Source organism: Plasticicumulans acidivorans (assembly GCF_003182095.1).
Classification (GTDB): domain Bacteria; phylum Pseudomonadota; class Gammaproteobacteria; order Competibacterales; family Competibacteraceae; genus Plasticicumulans; species Plasticicumulans acidivorans.
Window position 1 is genome coordinate 428,904 of the sequence record NZ_QGTJ01000003.1, and the last position, 14,478, is coordinate 443,381.

The following is a 14,478-nucleotide window of genomic DNA, read 5'->3' on the forward strand; positions in this document are numbered from 1 at the left end:
GCCAGCGCCAGGCGCAAACGCATGACCTGTGCCGGTTCAGGTCCACCAGTAGCGCACGGCATGGAAAAACACCGGCGCCGCGAAGCACAGCGAATCGATACGATCGAGCATGCCGCCGTGGCCTTCGATCATCGCGCCGAAGTCCTTGACGCCTCGATCGCGCTTGATCGCCGACATCACCAGGCCGCCGGCGAAGCCAAGCAGCGTCACCAGCAGCGCCAGCATGAAAGCCTGCCACGGCGTGAACGGCGTCGCCCACCACAGCGCCGTGCCGATCAGCGCCGCCGACAGCACGCCACCGACGAAACCCTCGACAGTCTTGTTCGGGCTGAGCCTGGGCACGATCGCCCGCCGCCCGCACAGCTTGCCGAACACGTACTGCAATACGTCGCTCAGCTGCACCACCAGCACCAGCCAGATCAGCAGCGTGGCGTTCTGGCCGCTGTAGCCGGGAATCTCCAGCATCAGCAGCGCCGGCGCATGACTGACCGCGTAAACGCAGATCATCAGCCCCCACTGGATCTTCGCGCTGCGTTCGAGGAAATGCTCGGTATCGCCGGCGAGCGCGCTGCGCAGCGGCAGGAACAGGAACGCGTAGACCGGGATCAGGATCGCGAACAAACCGTACCAGCGCGTGCCGACCAGCCAGTAATGCAGCGGCAGAAACACGAAGAAGCTCCAGAACAGCGTCTCGTGATCACCGCGTCGCGTCGGCGTCAGCGTGATGAATTCGCGCAGCCCGAGGAACGACACCAGTGCAAACAGCAGCACGGTGCCGAGATCGCCGCAGGCGAGCGCGGCGGCGAACACTGCGCACATCGCCCACCAGGCGCGGATGCGGGCATTGAGATTGTCGACGGTGGCGCGACCGCGCTCGCTCAGCGGTCGCTGCGTCAGGCGGTAACCGATCAGGCTGGCGATGACCAGCACCAGCAGCACGCCGCCGAGCAGCCAGTGCCCATAGAAACCGAATCCGCTCATTGCGCCAAGGCCTCCACCGCCGCCCGCGCCCGTGTCAGGAAATCCGCCCGCAATTCGCCGTCTTCGAGGCGCAGCGGTGCACCGAAGCGTGCCGCGCACAACAGCGGTACCGGCAGCACCGTCCCTTTCGGCAGCACCCGGTTGAGGTTCTCCAGATACACCGGCACCAGCTCGACTTCGGGGCGCTGACGGGCCAGGTGATACAGCCCCGACTTGAACGGCTGGATGGCACTGCCGTCGCCGCGCGTGCCTTCCGGAAACAGGATCAGCGCTTCACCGGCATCGAGCATCGCCAGCAGCGGTTCGAGCACGGTCTGACGATCACGCGTCTCGCCGTTGCGTTCGATCAGCAAAGCACCGAACACCTCGCCTGCCAGCCAGTGGCGCAGTGGCGAAGCATCCCAGTAGTCGCGGGCGGCCACCGGATGGGTGTGCTGACGCAGTGGCCCCGGCAGCGCCGCCCAGATCACCAGACCGTCGAGGTGGCTGGCATGATTGGCGAAATACACCCGCGGCCCCGCCTGTGGCGCAACGTCGCGCCACAACGCCCGCACCCCGGTAAGCACACGGCAGACACCGACCAGCAGCGCCGCGGCACACTCCACACGCCAGCCACTCATCGGGCATTCAGCCCACGGGCGATGTCGGCGAGCCGGCGCACGCAGGTCCAGGCACCGCCGGACACGACGACGACCAGCGCCAGCAGCAGCACGCTCTGCCCCCAGGCCGGTGGCAGCGCCGCGGCCAGCAGCGCAGTGACGGTGAGCAGCGCCATGCGGTGTGGTTTCGCCATCGGCCCGGTGAACTGCTGCGGCAGGCCGCAGGCACCGCCGAGCACGCGCACATAGGCGGTCAGCACCGCCATCAGCGCCGCCGCCCAGCCGAGGCTCACCCCCCAGGGATGAAAACTCAGGCCATAGCCGACACCGAGCAGGATCAGCACGTCGGCGACGCGATCCGGCGCATCGTTGTAGAGATCGCCCGTCGGCGTCTTCAACCCGCCTTCGACCGCGACCATGCCATCGAGCAGATTGCACGCCAGCCGCCCCTGCACCAGCGCGGCCGCCGCGATCAGCAGCAGCGGTGTGGCTCCGGGAACGGCCCGGAAGGCCACGGCAAAGCACAACCCGGCCAGCCCGGCCAGGCCGACGCTCGCCAGCGAAATACCGTTCGGCGTCGCGCCCCGCGCCTGCAGCCAGCGGGCCGCCGCCCGCGCCAGGGCGGTATCACGCGAACGCAGTGGTCGTCTTTCCATCGGCAGCTCCTGTCGGTATCAGCGGCGTTCCAGCGTGGCGGCAAACGGGCACGCCATGCCGTGATAGGCAGAGCAGCCCTCGCCCTGCTCGCTGACCGTCGCCTTGCGCCCGGCGACCACGATGCTGACGCGGCACTCGGCGTCGATGTCGTCTTCGCTCAGCTGCATTTCGAGACGATTGCCCTGCCGCTCGGCGGCGGCGGAAAACTCGGCGATACAGCTCGTCGCGTCGGCCTGCGGCACACTGACCTCCATGTCGACGGCGACGGCGTCGGCACTGTCCGAACCGCTGATGGTGAGCTGACGCTCGCCGCCCTGCGCCGATACGTACTCGCCATCGAGCGACTCGGCCGCCAGCGCGCTCACCGTCACCAGCAGTGCCGCAGCCATCAGCAGGCCGCGCATCAGAGGCTGTGCGTGTTTCGCCATTCGTTTACGAACTCCTGAAGTTGCGGGAAAAACTCGACGAACGCGGCATTCAGCGACGCATCGAGCGTGCGCAGCTCGACCGCCGCCTGCGGCAGCGGCGACGGCCGTCTGAGCCGGCTGGCGATGCCCGTCAGCGCCCGCGCTACGCCGCTGAATTCCCGATATGCCAGCAGCAGCTGAGTCGAGATCAGGTAATCGATACTGCCGCGCATGCGCGGCGGCAGCTGAGCATAGTCGGCGAGCAGCGCGGCGTGCACCTCGGCGACGAACTCGCTGAGCGGCTGTGCGCACCAGCGTGTCCAGTCACGCGCCAGACAGTGATCAAAGTAAACGTCGAGGACGATGCCGCCGTAGCGACGCAGCGGTGCGGAAAGTTCGCCGCGCACCGCCAGTACACGCGGATGCGTGTCGGTGTAGCGATCGATCGCACGATGCAGCTGCACCTCGCGACGCCAGACGGGATCGGCGAGCGCATCGACCGCGCCTTTATGAAAGTCACCGAGCATCTGGCCGACGCGGGCACGCGCCTGCGGCGCGGCGAGCAGGAAGTGCGCGAGGTAGTTCATGCCCGCGGCCGGAAATTGCGCACCCGCAGTCGCAGCTCACGCAGCTGCTCGGCCGACGCCGCCGGACCGAAACGCAGGCTGGCGTAGAGATCAAGGATATAGCCGGTCTCGTCCGCCAGATCCGGGCGCTGGCGGGCAATCCTGGCCGCGAAAGCCTGCGGTCCTTCATGCGCGGCGCGGCTCAGCCCGATCCACTCCAGACGCGCACAGAAACGAAGGTACAGCGCAGCCAGGGCATCGTGTCGCGGCCGCCGGCACCACCAGGACCAGGCCGCCAGCAGAGCAGCGACGATCAGCAGCCCCCCCAGCATCAGCGCCAGCAGGCCCAGCACGTCGGCACCGTGCCAACCCAGCCACTGCAGCAGCTCGCGCTGGCGCTCGGGACCATAGGCCAGTACCCATTCGTTCCAGGTGACATCGAGCGCATCGAGCTGCAGCAGCGCCTGACGCAGCCAGCCGTCTCCGCGGCGCGCCAGCAGCGGCAGTACCGATGGATCACCGATGGCGGCAAAGGTGCCACGCTCGACGCGCTCCGGGGCAATCGCCGCCGTGGGATCGACACGCGTCCAGCCCTGCCCTTCAAGCCAAACTTCGGCCCAGGCGTGAGCGTCGGACTGGCGCACGATGTAGTACTCACCGCTTGGTGCCCGCTCGGCACCGAGATAACCCGCCACCACCCGCGCCGGCACGGCGGCGGCGCGCATCAGCACGACGAAAGCGCCAGCGTAGTGCTCGCAGTAACCGGCACGCGTCTCGAACAGGAACTCATCGACCACGTCACCCGTCAGCAACGGCGGCTGCAGGGTGTAGCGATACGGCCCCTCGCGAAACAGACGCAAGGCGGCTTCAACCCGCTGACGCGGGTCTTTCAGTGTCTGCTGCCAGCGCCGGCCGAGTTCGACGGCCTGCGGCGCGGCATCACTCGGCAGAGCCAGTGCGCGCAGGCGCTCCACTGACGACAGCGGACCACTGCGATAGTCGAGATCCGAATACTGTGTGTAGCGCAGCAGCTCAGTCACCGGCGTCAGCCGGCGCAGGACATCATTGGTATCGACAAAAGTGGCCGCCGGCAGACTGGCGGGACGATCCAGTGCAAACAGCCAGCGGCGGCCACTCGGCTCCAGCGTAATGACGTATTCGATGGGTTCGCCAACCGCTTCGTGGGCAAAACGCGCACTGCGGCGCAGAGGATCGTAGGCGCGCCAGACGCGGCCATCGAAACGCTCCAGCACCAGCCCGCGCCAGTACCGCTGCGCCGGTGGCGGTACGGCGGCACTGAAACGCACGCGAAACGCCACAGCATCCGACAGATTCAGTCGGGCAATCGAGCCCGGGCTCATTTCATCATCGATGCCCGTACGCGCGGCGGCGTCCTGCGGCAGGTTCCACAACGGCCCCTGTACGCGCGGAAAACACAGGAACAGCACCAGAGCCACAGGGATGGCCCGCACCAGCATGGAGCCGACCAGTCGATAGTTCTGGCCCGATGACATGTTGGTATCGGCACGCGAGGCACTGACCTGGGCGGCCAGCGTTACCGTCACTGCGAGCGCGGCGTAGACAGCCGTCAGCAGGCCCTGGTCGTAGAGCAGACGAGCCATGACCAGCAGGTAGGCGAGCAGCGTCAGCACCTGCGCATCACGGCGCGTGCGCCATTCGAGCAGCTTCAGCGCGCTCATCGCGAACAGCAGCGCCACACCAGCTTCTCGCCCGAACAGCGTGCGGTAATGCCAACCGACGCCGATGCACAACAGCAGCGTCATCAGCCCCAGCATGCCACGCGACGGCGACGGCAAACGTCCGAACGCCGCCGCCACACGCCAGCCGCCGGCAACGACAAACACCAGTACCAGCCACCACGGCACCACCAGCATCTGCGGAGCGGCCGCCAGCAGCAGCGCCAGCCCGACATCACGCATCAAGCGCGGCGCGCCTGGATCCTGTTCCAGCGCCACCGGCTCAGGAACCGACATCGGCGGCCTCTCCATATAGAGCAAGGTGTTCGAGCGCGGCACGGCGGTGCATATCACCGTGATCCGGCGCCAGTTCGCAGCCCGGCAGGCGCAGGCCGTAACGCAGGCCGGCGGCCTCCGCAGCCAGCACCCAGGCACTCAGCTGCGACAGACGGGCTTCGATGTCCGTCAGCTCGGCCAAGGCGTTCCAGTCGAGCAGCACCTCCTCGCCGCCGGCCGGCGAGACGAACTCCTTGACCAGCAGGGTTTCGCTGCGCGCCGAGGCGCGCCAGGCGACGTGGGTTGCCGCATCGCCACGTCGCCACTCGCGCAGCCCGGCGAACTCCTCGTCACCGGCCAGCTCGGCACCGAGCTCGTGACGCAGGCCGTAACCGCCACTCGGCAGGGGTCGGTCGCCCAGCGGCGCCGGCCAGATCACGCCACAGGCTGGAAACTCCAGCCAGGTCCAGGCGCAGAACAGACCGAGCGGATACACCGTGGACAGCCGCAGCGTATCCAGACGCAGGCGGCCGCGGCGCGGCGCCTTCACCAGCAGATCCACGCTCTCGCTGCCCGCCGGCAGATCCGCCAGCCGGGCCGTGATGCCGTCACCGTCGACGGTGATGCCGTAACGCGCCCGGCTGCCGGGAACGTCGATGCGCAGCGACACGTTGGCCTGCGTGCCGGCAAAGGCTGATTCGGCGCTGGGAGGATGCACGGTCAAGCCACTCAGCTGGTCATGCACGCGCTTCATTGCATCGACGGCGACGCCACCGAGCACGAAGGTGAGCACGAAACCGAGATTGACGTTGTAGTTGATCGACCAGCCCAGCAGCACCATCAGCAAGGCGGCAAAGGCGTAGCCGGCACGCGTCGGCAACACGTACAGCCGGCGGCGATCGATGCGACACGGCCCGCTCAGCGGTTTGTGCCGACGCCGATGATGGGCCCGCAGCCAGTTCGACATCCGCGCCTCGTCAGGCCGGCAACGGCACGGAGGTCAGCAGGCGCTGGATCAGATCTTCGATGCGCAGGCCGACGTGCTGACGGTCGGGCCGCAGGCGATGGCCGGCAAGCAGCGGCAGCAGAGTCTGCACGTCCTCCGGCAGCGCATGGTCCCGCCCGGCGAGCAAGGCCCAGGCGCGAGCCACCCGCAGCAGCGCCAGACCGGCACGCGGCGACAGACCGACCTCGAACAGGCCGCCGAGGCGCGAGGCGCTGAGCAGCGACTGAATGTAGTCGAGCAGCGCAGCACTGGCGTGCACGCGTTCGACACGCGCCTGCAGCGCCAGCAGCACCGGCGCATCGAGCACGCTCGACAGGCGCTCAAGCAGGCAGCGCCGGTCTTCTCCGGCCAGCAGTGCACGCTCGGCGCGCGGGTCCGGATAACCAAGGCGAATGCGCAGCATGAAGCGATCGAGCTGTGACTCGGGCAGCGGAAAGGTCCCGAGCTGCATCAGCGGGTTCTGTGTGGCGATGACGAAAAAGGGTTCCAGCAGCCGCCGTGTCTGGCCGTCGCTGGTCACCTGCCCCTCTTCCATGACTTCGAGCAGCGCGCTCTGTGTCTTCGGCGAGGCGCGGTTGATTTCGTCGGCGAGCAGCATCTGCGCGAACACCGGCCCCGGATGAAAGACGAACGCGCCCTGCTCGCGGTCGAAGATCGAGGCACCGAGGATGTCCGCCGGCAGCATGTCGCTGGTGAACTGCACGCGGCGAAAATCCAGACCGAGCGTGCGCGCCAGCGCATGCGCCAGCGTGGTCTTGCCCATGCCGGGCTGGTCTTCGATCAGCAGGTGACCGCGGGCAAGAATGCAGGCCAGCGCGTAGCGCACGGCGGCGTCTTTGCCGAGGACGACACTGGAGACCTGCATGACCGCGGCGTCGAGCCGCTCACGCAGGGCTGCCGGGGAAAGTGACGGGGAGGACGGGGTCTGAGCTTCCATGCCGATCGAGTCACTCCTGCAGGCGCAGTTCGCGCCGGAATCGCTTCCAGTTATCAACGTAATGAGCAGCCGAGGCCAGCAGACGCGCCCGCTCCTCGGGTTCCAGCGTGCGCACGACCCGCCCCGGTGAGCCCATCACCAGCGAGTACGGCGGAATCTGCTTGCGCTCCGGGATCAGCGTGTTGGCACCGATCAGGCAGCCTTCACCGATCACCGCGCCGTTGAGCACGACGCTCTTGATGCCGACCAGCGTGCCGTCCCCGATGGTGCAACCGTGCAGCATCGCCATGTGGCCGACGGTACAGTCAGCACCGATCAGCAGCGGATAGCCCGGATCGGCGTGCAGCACGGCACCGTCCTGCACATTCGAGCGCTCACCGATCAGCAGCCGCTCACTGTCACCGCGGGCGACGACGTTGAACCACACGCTGGCCTCGCGGCGCAGCTCGACGCGCCCAATGACGGTGGCATTGTCGGCAATGAACCAGTCGTCACCTTCACATTGCACGGCGAATTCACCGAGACGGTAGCGCATGCCGGTCAGCCTCCGAGCGAGTCGATGAAATCGGCCAGCGCCGCGAACACCGCACGCGGCTGCTCCAGCGCCACCATGTGGCCACCGCCTTCGACCAGCACCAGCCGGGCTCCGGCAATGCCGCTGGCCAGCGACTGCGCGTATTTCGGCGGTGTCAGCACGTCTTCGGTGCCACACAGCACCAGCGTCGGGCAGCCGATCTCGCCCAGTCGGGTACCGACATCGAACTGATTGCAGGCGAGGAAATCGTCGCGGATCACCCGCCAGTCGGTCGCCAGATAGCGTGCCTGCTCGGCGGCCATCAGCGCTTCATCGGTCGCCGGCCCGAACAGCGCCTCGACGATGAACTCCACCGCCGCCGGAAAATCGTGTTCGAGCTGCTCGATCAGCGCTGGCAGCACCTTCAGGCGCGAGCCGGTACCCAGCAGCACCAGTCCCTTGAGCCAGGCCGGGTGGCGCAGCGCGAGTGTCTGCACGACCGCCCCGCCCATCGAATGCCCGACCAGCAACACGTTCGACAAACCAAGGGCGGTCACCCGCGCATTCAACGCATCGGCATAACGCTCGATCGATACACCGTCGTCCAGTGCCGCTTCGCCACCATGCCCCGGCAAATCCAGAAAGTGCACGCCGCGCACCGGCAGTTCGGCCAGCTCGCGCGGGAAATGGCTGTGATCCGCCCCCGCGCCGTGCACCAGTACGACGTCGAGTGCCATCGCCGCGGCGGTCCCCGAAACCGCGCCCTGTTCCGCTTGCTGTTGGTCTGCTGCCATCTGCGTGTGCATCCTCCGATCCGTCCGCCGCTGATGCTAACAGATCGAATCCTGCCATCGCCGGGCGCGGGAACACCCGACCGACCGGCCATGCACTGCGAAAGCATCCATATTCAACACGCAAACACACCAGAACCAAAAGATCGACCGGGACTTTTGAACCACCACGCACACCCACCGCCGTCGACGCCGGACCGTTTATCGGCACCGCAGAACCTGCAGCTCGGCGTGTCAGACGCGCTCGATGTGTGTATCCCCACTCACGGCATCGCGCCGCCCGCCGGGGCAATCTGCAGCACGCGGCAGAGCGGCTCCCCCCATAGGTCGAGCGGTGCACATCAATCAAGTGCATTCATGACCTGAAGCGGCGATCGGGCGCCGCCGGGGGACAGTGCACTGACCAATTTCAGAATTTCGCTGGCTTTGCGCAACTCGCAGACCTCGCGCTCACGCATTGCGGATGTGCTGTGCTTCGGCCGTCGTCTACCTATTGCGCTAACTGCTATTGCGTTCCGCCTGATACATCCGGCGAGAGCCGAGAAATTCAGCCCATATTTTCATTCTGCGCCGACGGTAACAATGCCGAATGCGGCCCAAAAAAGCCGCACCGAAAACACGATAAGCAACAACCCCATCATCCGATCGAACCAATGCCCGATGAGCAGAAAGCGCTGACGCATCCCCTCGCTGGCAAAAATCAGGCTAACTAAAACGAACCACCCCGCATTGACAAAGCACATCCAGCCTCCATAAAGCATCTGAATGTGCAAGGGTGTCGATGCGCTGACAATCGTTGTAAATACGGCCAAGAAAAACAAGGTTGCTTTTGGATTCGTGGCATTGGTCAGAAAACCCAATACGAACGACTGCCAGAAGCTCTTGACCCCATCTCCTGTATCCGGCGATATCGCATTCAGTTGCCGACCAGCCTGCCATATAAACATTATGCCGAGATAAAGCAAATAACCCGCGCCGGCCAGCTCGGCCACAAGCAGCAGCCATGGCGTGGCATGCATTAATGCCCCCATGCCCAGCAAAGTATAAATAACATGTACCGAGATGCCTGGGTAATCATCCCGCAAATTAGCTGCCGTCAGAAGTGGAATTTTCTCGTAGTCTTCGCCGAGGATGTTCCATGAAGAAGTCCCGTTTTACCGATAGCCAGATCATCGCCGTTCTCAAGCAGGCCGAAGTCGGCACGCCGGTGCCGGAGTTGTGTCGCGAGCACGGCATCAGTTCGGCCACGTTCTACAAGCTACAAGTGGCGCAGCAAGTTCGGCGGCATGGATGCATCGCTGATGTCCCAGCTCAAGGAGCTGCAGGACGAGAATCGGCGGCTGAAGAAGATGTATGCCGATGCCCAGCTCAGCGCCGAGCTACTGAAGGAAGCGATGGCAAAACAATGGTAAGGCCATCTCAACGCCGGGAGATGGCCCGATGGGCGGTACAGGGCGGACGCACGAGTATCCGACACGCCTGCCAGACCTTTGATCTGAGCGAGACCTGTTTCCGCTACCAGGTCAAGGCCAGCGAAGAGAACGCGAGGATCGCCGACTGGCTGGTCCGTTTGACTACGGCCTACCGCGACTGGGGCTTTGGCCTGTGCTTCCTGCACCTGCGTAACGTCAAGGGCTTCGGCTGGAACCACAAGCGGGTCTACCGCATCTATCGGGAGCTGGAGTTGAACCTGCGGATCAAGCCGAGGAGGCGACTGGTGCGGGAGCGCCCAGAGCCGCTGGCGGTGCCCGAGACGATCAATCAGGTCTGGTCGATGGACTTCATGCACGACCCGCTCAGCGATGGCCGCAGCTTCCGCTTGTTCAACGTGCTGGACGACTTCAACCGCGAGGGACTAGGGATCGAAGTGGACCTGTCGTTGCCCTCGGCCCGGGTGATCCGGTCGCTGGAGCAGATCATCGAGTGGCGCGGCAAGCCACGCGTGATTCGCTGCGACAACGGCCCGGAGTACATCAGTGGCGCGCTTCTAGCCTGGGCACGGCAGCGCGGCATTCGGATCGAGCACATCCAACCGGGCAAGCCGCAACAGAACGCCTACGTCGAACGCTACAACCGCACCGTCCGCTACGCCTGGCTGGCCACAACCTTGTTCGACACCATCGAGCAGGTACAGGACAAAGCCACCCGCTGGCTATGGACGTACAACCACGAGCGCCCCAACATGGCGCTTGGCGGCATCACCCCGATGCAAAAACTGGCACTCGCCGCTTAGCCCCACTTTTGACGTCCGTTAAAAGCGGGGGGATTACCTGGAACATCCTCGGCAAAGACTACGAGAAAATTCCACTTCTGACGGCAGCTAATTTGCGGGAGGATTACCATGGTTTTTCCGCTATACGGCTTGAGTCCCTCAATAATCAAAACAAGATCATGATGCGGTAAAAAAGAGGGCGCTCGCGCCCCCTCTTTTTTACCGCATCATGATTAGTTTTTTTGCAAAACGAAAAAATCCATTTTACTCAGAATGTTGCAAACACATTCATCTCGATCCAGGCCTTCGAGGGTTAGCGGATACATCATCCTGAACGTGGACTTCGCCTTCGCCATTGGTGCCTGCGGACAGCACAGCAGGACGCCGCATCGATATCTCACGGCGCTCAGACGCGTGTTGCTCGGCTTCGAGGACGATCATGATGGCCCCGTAGCCACTTTCTTGAAAGCCATGGAGTCTCTTGGCTAATTGCATGGGAACTTGCGGTTTAAACCAAACATGACAAATGCTGACATTTCCTTCTTTTTCCAGTCACTCCCAAACACCTGAACATATGGTTGTGAGTTATTTATTTCGTCATCGACGACTTTTTTTAACTCTTTATAACTAAGATTAAAATCTTTTGGAAGACAAATAAATCTTTCATTTCCGACATATATGTCTTTGGTTGTTATTGTGAGAAAAGATATCAGCTCGTATAAAGCCTGAAAGTAGGCGGTCACCGCCAAAGCCGCATTCTCATTGGATGACCTTGACAAGTTTTCGTAACCTTCAATGCTGAAGGCATTACATCGAACAGATGCAGTCATGATCATTATTGAAAATAACGCAACTTTTATAGTGACACCAATTCCTTTTTTAGTTTCATATAATGCTATTTTCATGACCAAGTGCTCTCGCTATCAGGTTAAATCAGTTTGTTCCGCAACACTAAATTAGTGGCACTCTAAAATAAAATTGGCTATATCTTGTTATTGTCATGCCTCGTACAGTCAGTTTTTTATCAGGTTCCATAATCCTGGTAAAAGTATTATCGCTATTACTTCCATGGCAATCAATACTAAACTTAAAATATAAACAAAAAATCCCTTTCCCATGCCGATTTTCAGTTCTGTTGCCGGGTTATTCAATGATCCGAATACAATACTACCAATAGATAATGACGCAATAATATTGATTGATTCTATTCCTGCAGCTCCTACTCCTCCAGTTAAAATAAAAAAACCTATTGAAATAATTATTACTGTCAATTTAGCGGCCATTAACGTTACGGTTTTTTTACATGCCACATTCCAAGCCAGCCAAAATTTTAATATTAATCGTATGCTAATGCGCAGATTAACCGACATTAAAATAAACGCAATTGCCATGGCTGCGATTATAATAAGAATGATGTAAACGATATTGAGCTCATTCATGCTGTGGCACCAGATTTGTTTTTTGTGTATTAATTGCGAATCAATCGTGCATGGATCAACTGCGACACGCCAAAGATAAATTTTATCCCTCCATATAATATTGCCCCCCAGAACAACGTAAATCGACCACCACCATTATGGCTCATAGCAGAATAGCCAAGTAATGTAATGAAGCTTCCGACAAAAAACCAAAGAAAACCGAAAGCCGTATTTTTGTAGCCTATTGAATTAATGGATTTGGACATTTCCGCCCGTAACGTTGATATCAGTACAAGTGCATCATCTTTATTTATTCCTTGCTTTTCCAGCATTGTTACGATTCTATTGTTTGAATGTAAATGTCGTATCCACTGAATTGTGTCTTTTATAATCAAGTCAAAGTCGCTTGCGTGTGCCTGTTCGTCATCGTGGGCGATATTAACTTTCATTAATATTTCTCCGCTATTCGCTTTTTGGGTTCATCGATATTTCTATAACGGCCCAAAGGTTATCCTGCCTCAGGCGCTGCTAAGCTATAATCCATGGATATAGTAGCCATAAATTAATGGAATTATACTCATATCGGGTTCGTGCGCGAAGGCGACACGGTGGTGGTGGTGCACAGCATGGATCGCCTAGCGCGCAACCTAGACGATCTGCGCCGCCTGGTGCAGGGCCTCACCCAACGCGGCGTACGCATTGAGTTCGTCAAGGAGCACCTGACCTTCACTCGCCGATGGCGAATCTGATGCTCTCGGTGATGGGGGCCTTTGCGGAGTTCGAGCGCGCCCTGATCCGCGAACGGCAGCGCGAGGGTATCGCGCTCGCCAGACAGCGCGGAGCCCACCGGGGTCGCAAGAAGGCACTCGCACCAGAGCGGGTAGCCGCGTTGCAGCGCCGCACCCCTGCCGGCGAGAAGAAAGCGCAGCTTGCCCGCGAGTTCGGCATCAGCCGGGAACCCCTATACCAGTATCTGAGAACGGACGACTGACCATGCCGCGCCGCAATTTGCTGACGCCCGCAGAGCGCACCGGCCTACTGGCCTTCCCGGCCGCCGACGATGAACTCATACAGCATTACACTTTCTCCGAACCCGACCTGTTGGTGATCCGTCAGCGGCGCGGTAGCCACAACCGGCTCGGCTTCGCGGTGCAGTTATGCTACCTGCGTTATCCCGGCTTTGCCCTGCCGACGGATGCCGAGCCGCCCACATCGGTAATCATCCCGCAAATTAGCTGCCGTCAGAAGTGGAATTTTCTCGTAGTCTTCGCCGAGGATGTTCCATGAAGAAGTCCCGTTTTACCGATAGCCAGATCATCGCCGTTCTCAAGCAGGCCGAAGTCGGCACGCCGGTGCCGGAGTTGTGTCGCGAGCACGGCATCAGTTCGGCCACGTTCTACAAGCTACAAGTGGCGCAGCAAGTTCGGCGGCATGGATGCGTCGCTGATGTCCCAGCTCAAGGAGCTGCAGGACGAGAATCGGCGGCTGAAGAAGATGTATGCCGATGCCCAGCTCAGCGCCGAGCTACTGAAGGAAGCGATGGCAAAACAATGGTAAGGCCATCTCAACGCCGGGAGATGGCCCGATGGGCGGTACAGGGCGGACGCACGAGTATCCGACACGCCTGCCAGACCTTTGATCTGAGCGAGACCTGTTTCCGCTACCAGGTCAAGGCCAGCGAAGAGAACGCGAGGATCGCCGACTGGCTGGTCCGTTTGACTACGGCCTACCGCGACTGGGGCTTTGGCCTGTGCTTCCTGCACCTGCGTAACGTCAAGGGCTTCGGCTGGAACCACAAGCGGGTCTACCGCATCTATCGGGAGCTGGAGTTGAACCTGCGGATCAAGCCGAGGAGGCGACTGGTGCGGGAGCGCCCAGAGCCGCTGGCGGTGCCCGAGACGATCAATCAGGTCTGGTCGATGGACTTCATGCACGACCCGCTCAGCGATGGCCGCAGCTTCCGCTTGTTCAACGTGCTGGACGACTTCAACCGCGAGGGACTAGGGATCGAAGTGGACCTGTCGTTGCCCTCGGCCCGGGTGATCCGGTCGCTGGAGCAGATCATCGAGTGGCGCGGCAAGCCACGCGTGATTCGCTGCGACAACGGCCCGGAGTACATCAGTGGCGCGCTTCTAGCCTGGGCACGGCAGCGCGGCATTCGGATCGAGCACATCCAACCGGGCAAGCCGCAACAGAACGCCTACGTCGAACGCTACAACCGCACCGTCCGCTACGCCTGGCTGGCCACAACCTTGTTCGACACCATCGAGCAGGTACAGGACAAAGCCACCCGCTGGCTATGGACGTACAACCACGAGCGCCCCAACATGGCGCTTGGCGGCATCACCCCGATGCAAAAACTGGCACTCGCCGCTTAGCCCCACTTTTGACGTCCGTTAAAAGCGGGGGGATTACCC

Annotated in this window: 15 protein-coding genes, 4 pseudogenes and 1 other annotated feature; of the genes and pseudogenes, 4 read left to right on the forward strand and 15 right to left on the reverse strand. The window is 61.8% G+C overall.

Translation table 11 applies throughout. From position 1 onward, the window contains the following. Positions 1-36: 36 nt before the first annotated feature. The 12 genes and pseudogenes from C7443_RS07370 to C7443_RS07420 form a co-directional block, all read right to left on the reverse strand. Positions 37-981 (reverse strand): phosphatidate cytidylyltransferase, encoded by a 945-nt coding sequence (locus tag C7443_RS07370; protein WP_110017935.1) that lies wholly within the window; start codon positions 979-981, stop codon positions 37-39. Beyond that, positions 978-1,601, reverse strand: a complete 624-nt coding sequence (locus C7443_RS07375) for a lysophospholipid acyltransferase family protein (protein ID WP_110017936.1) — start codon at positions 1,599-1,601, stop codon at positions 978-980. The genes C7443_RS07370 and C7443_RS07375 overlap by 4 nt, the downstream gene beginning before the upstream one ends. Continuing rightward, positions 1,598-2,236: a CDP-alcohol phosphatidyltransferase family protein gene (locus tag C7443_RS07380; RefSeq protein ID WP_110017937.1), complete on the reverse strand. Its 639-nt coding sequence runs from the start codon at positions 2,234-2,236 to the stop codon at positions 1,598-1,600. The genes C7443_RS07375 and C7443_RS07380 overlap by 4 nt, the downstream gene beginning before the upstream one ends. Positions 2,237-2,254: 18 nt before the next feature. Next, positions 2,255-2,665: a hypothetical protein gene (locus C7443_RS07385; protein WP_146213256.1), complete on the reverse strand. Its 411-nt coding sequence runs from the start codon at positions 2,663-2,665 to the stop codon at positions 2,255-2,257. Next, positions 2,641-3,231, reverse strand: a complete 591-nt coding sequence (locus C7443_RS07390) for an acyl carrier protein phosphodiesterase (RefSeq protein WP_110017939.1) — start codon at positions 3,229-3,231, stop codon at positions 2,641-2,643. The genes C7443_RS07385 and C7443_RS07390 overlap by 25 nt, the downstream gene beginning before the upstream one ends. Then, positions 3,228-5,204, reverse strand: a complete 1,977-nt coding sequence (locus C7443_RS07395; RefSeq protein ID WP_170123535.1) for a transglutaminase TgpA family protein — start codon at positions 5,202-5,204, stop codon at positions 3,228-3,230. The genes C7443_RS07390 and C7443_RS07395 overlap by 4 nt, the downstream gene beginning before the upstream one ends. Continuing rightward, positions 5,191-6,150, reverse strand: coding sequence for a DUF58 domain-containing protein (locus tag C7443_RS07400; protein ID WP_110017941.1), 960 nt, complete (start codon positions 6,148-6,150; stop codon positions 5,191-5,193). The genes C7443_RS07395 and C7443_RS07400 overlap by 14 nt, the downstream gene beginning before the upstream one ends. 10 nt (positions 6,151-6,160) lie before the next feature. Continuing rightward, a complete protein-coding gene (locus C7443_RS07405) occupies positions 6,161-7,126 on the reverse strand; it encodes an AAA family ATPase (protein ID WP_110017942.1) in 966 nt (321 codons plus the stop codon). Positions 7,127-7,136: 10 nt separating this feature from the next. Then, entirely contained in the window at positions 7,137-7,661 is a 525-nt protein-coding gene (locus C7443_RS07410) for a gamma carbonic anhydrase family protein (RefSeq protein WP_110017943.1), read from the reverse strand. A 5-nt stretch (positions 7,662-7,666) separates the two neighbouring features. Further along, positions 7,667-8,434 carry an alpha/beta fold hydrolase gene (locus tag C7443_RS07415; protein WP_170123536.1) on the reverse strand — a complete coding sequence of 256 codons (768 nt, stop codon included), beginning with the start codon at positions 8,432-8,434 and terminating at the stop codon, positions 7,667-7,669. Positions 8,435-8,709: 275 nt separating this feature from the next. After that, positions 8,710-8,883: pseudogene (locus C7443_RS20375) on the reverse strand (IS3 family transposase); the annotation flags it as partial. Then, positions 8,716-8,832 (reverse strand) — a sequence feature (AL1L pseudoknot). Its footprint overlaps the pseudogene before it by 117 nt. Before the next feature lie 108 nt (positions 8,884-8,991). Beyond that, positions 8,992-9,498: pseudogene (locus tag C7443_RS07420) on the reverse strand (LysE family translocator); the annotation flags it as partial. Between the two features lie 71 nt (positions 9,499-9,569). Between C7443_RS07420 and C7443_RS07425 the strand changes: the two are divergent. Next, a complete protein-coding gene (locus C7443_RS07425) occupies positions 9,570-10,664 on the forward strand; it encodes an IS3 family transposase (protein WP_246004585.1) in 1,095 nt (364 codons plus the stop codon). A gap of 464 nt (positions 10,665-11,128) precedes the next feature. Here C7443_RS07425 and C7443_RS19845 read toward each other — a convergent pair whose 3' ends face one another. From C7443_RS19845 to C7443_RS19855, 3 genes are all read right to left on the reverse strand, one after another. Beyond that, positions 11,129-11,548, reverse strand: a complete 420-nt coding sequence (locus tag C7443_RS19845; protein ID WP_146213258.1) for a hypothetical protein — start codon at positions 11,546-11,548, stop codon at positions 11,129-11,131. A 108-nt stretch (positions 11,549-11,656) separates the two neighbouring features. Beyond that, complete coding sequence (locus tag C7443_RS19850; RefSeq protein WP_146213259.1) at positions 11,657-12,082, reverse strand: hypothetical protein; 426 nt, start codon at positions 12,080-12,082, stop codon at positions 11,657-11,659. Between the two features lie 29 nt (positions 12,083-12,111). Beyond that, complete coding sequence (locus C7443_RS19855; RefSeq protein ID WP_146213260.1) at positions 12,112-12,510, reverse strand: hypothetical protein; 399 nt, start codon at positions 12,508-12,510, stop codon at positions 12,112-12,114. A gap of 132 nt (positions 12,511-12,642) precedes the next feature. Here C7443_RS19855 and C7443_RS07430 point away from each other — a divergent pair. The 3 genes and pseudogenes from C7443_RS07430 to C7443_RS07440 form a co-directional block, all read left to right on the forward strand. After that, positions 12,643-13,052 (forward strand): annotated as a pseudogene (locus C7443_RS07430) (recombinase family protein); the annotation flags it as partial. Positions 13,053-13,054: 2 nt separating this feature from the next. Continuing rightward, positions 13,055-13,270: pseudogene (locus tag C7443_RS07435) on the forward strand (DUF4158 domain-containing protein); the annotation flags it as partial. A gap of 74 nt (positions 13,271-13,344) precedes the next feature. After that, complete coding sequence (locus C7443_RS07440) at positions 13,345-14,439, forward strand: IS3 family transposase (RefSeq protein WP_246004586.1); 1,095 nt, start codon at positions 13,345-13,347, stop codon at positions 14,437-14,439. Positions 14,440-14,478: the final 39 nt, after the last annotated feature.

Excerpts from the sequence above, each read along its gene's own strand:
- C7443_RS07370 (WP_110017935.1), bottom strand. The coding sequence starts at position 981 with ATGAGCGGATTCGGTTTCTATGGGCACTGGCTGCTCGGCGGCGTGCTG.
- C7443_RS07405 (WP_110017942.1), bottom strand. The coding sequence starts at position 7,126 with ATGGAAGCTCAGACCCCGTCCTCCCCGTCACTTTCCCCGGCAGCCCTG.
- C7443_RS19850 (WP_146213259.1), bottom strand. The coding sequence starts at position 12,082 with ATGAATGAGCTCAATATCGTTTACATCATTCTTATTATAATCGCAGCC.
- C7443_RS07385 (WP_146213256.1), bottom strand. The coding sequence starts at position 2,665 with ATGGCGAAACACGCACAGCCTCTGATGCGCGGCCTGCTGATGGCTGCG.
- C7443_RS07440 (WP_246004586.1), top strand. The coding sequence starts at position 13,345 with ATGAAGAAGTCCCGTTTTACCGATAGCCAGATCATCGCCGTTCTCAAG.
- C7443_RS07395 (WP_170123535.1), bottom strand. The coding sequence starts at position 5,204 with ATGTCGGTTCCTGAGCCGGTGGCGCTGGAACAGGATCCAGGCGCGCCG.
- C7443_RS07410 (WP_110017943.1), bottom strand. The coding sequence starts at position 7,661 with ATGCGCTACCGTCTCGGTGAATTCGCCGTGCAATGTGAAGGTGACGAC.
- C7443_RS07375 (WP_110017936.1), bottom strand. The coding sequence starts at position 1,601 with ATGAGTGGCTGGCGTGTGGAGTGTGCCGCGGCGCTGCTGGTCGGTGTC.
- C7443_RS07425 (WP_246004585.1), top strand. The coding sequence starts at position 9,570 with ATGAAGAAGTCCCGTTTTACCGATAGCCAGATCATCGCCGTTCTCAAG.
- C7443_RS07380 (WP_110017937.1), bottom strand. The coding sequence starts at position 2,236 with ATGGAAAGACGACCACTGCGTTCGCGTGATACCGCCCTGGCGCGGGCG.
- C7443_RS19855 (WP_146213260.1), bottom strand. The coding sequence starts at position 12,510 with ATGAAAGTTAATATCGCCCACGATGACGAACAGGCACACGCAAGCGAC.
- C7443_RS07390 (WP_110017939.1), bottom strand. The coding sequence starts at position 3,231 with ATGAACTACCTCGCGCACTTCCTGCTCGCCGCGCCGCAGGCGCGTGCC.
- C7443_RS19845 (WP_146213258.1), bottom strand. The coding sequence starts at position 11,548 with ATGAAAATAGCATTATATGAAACTAAAAAAGGAATTGGTGTCACTATA.
- C7443_RS07400 (WP_110017941.1), bottom strand. The coding sequence starts at position 6,150 with ATGTCGAACTGGCTGCGGGCCCATCATCGGCGTCGGCACAAACCGCTG.
- C7443_RS07415 (WP_170123536.1), bottom strand. The coding sequence starts at position 8,434 with ATGGCAGCAGACCAACAGCAAGCGGAACAGGGCGCGGTTTCGGGGACC.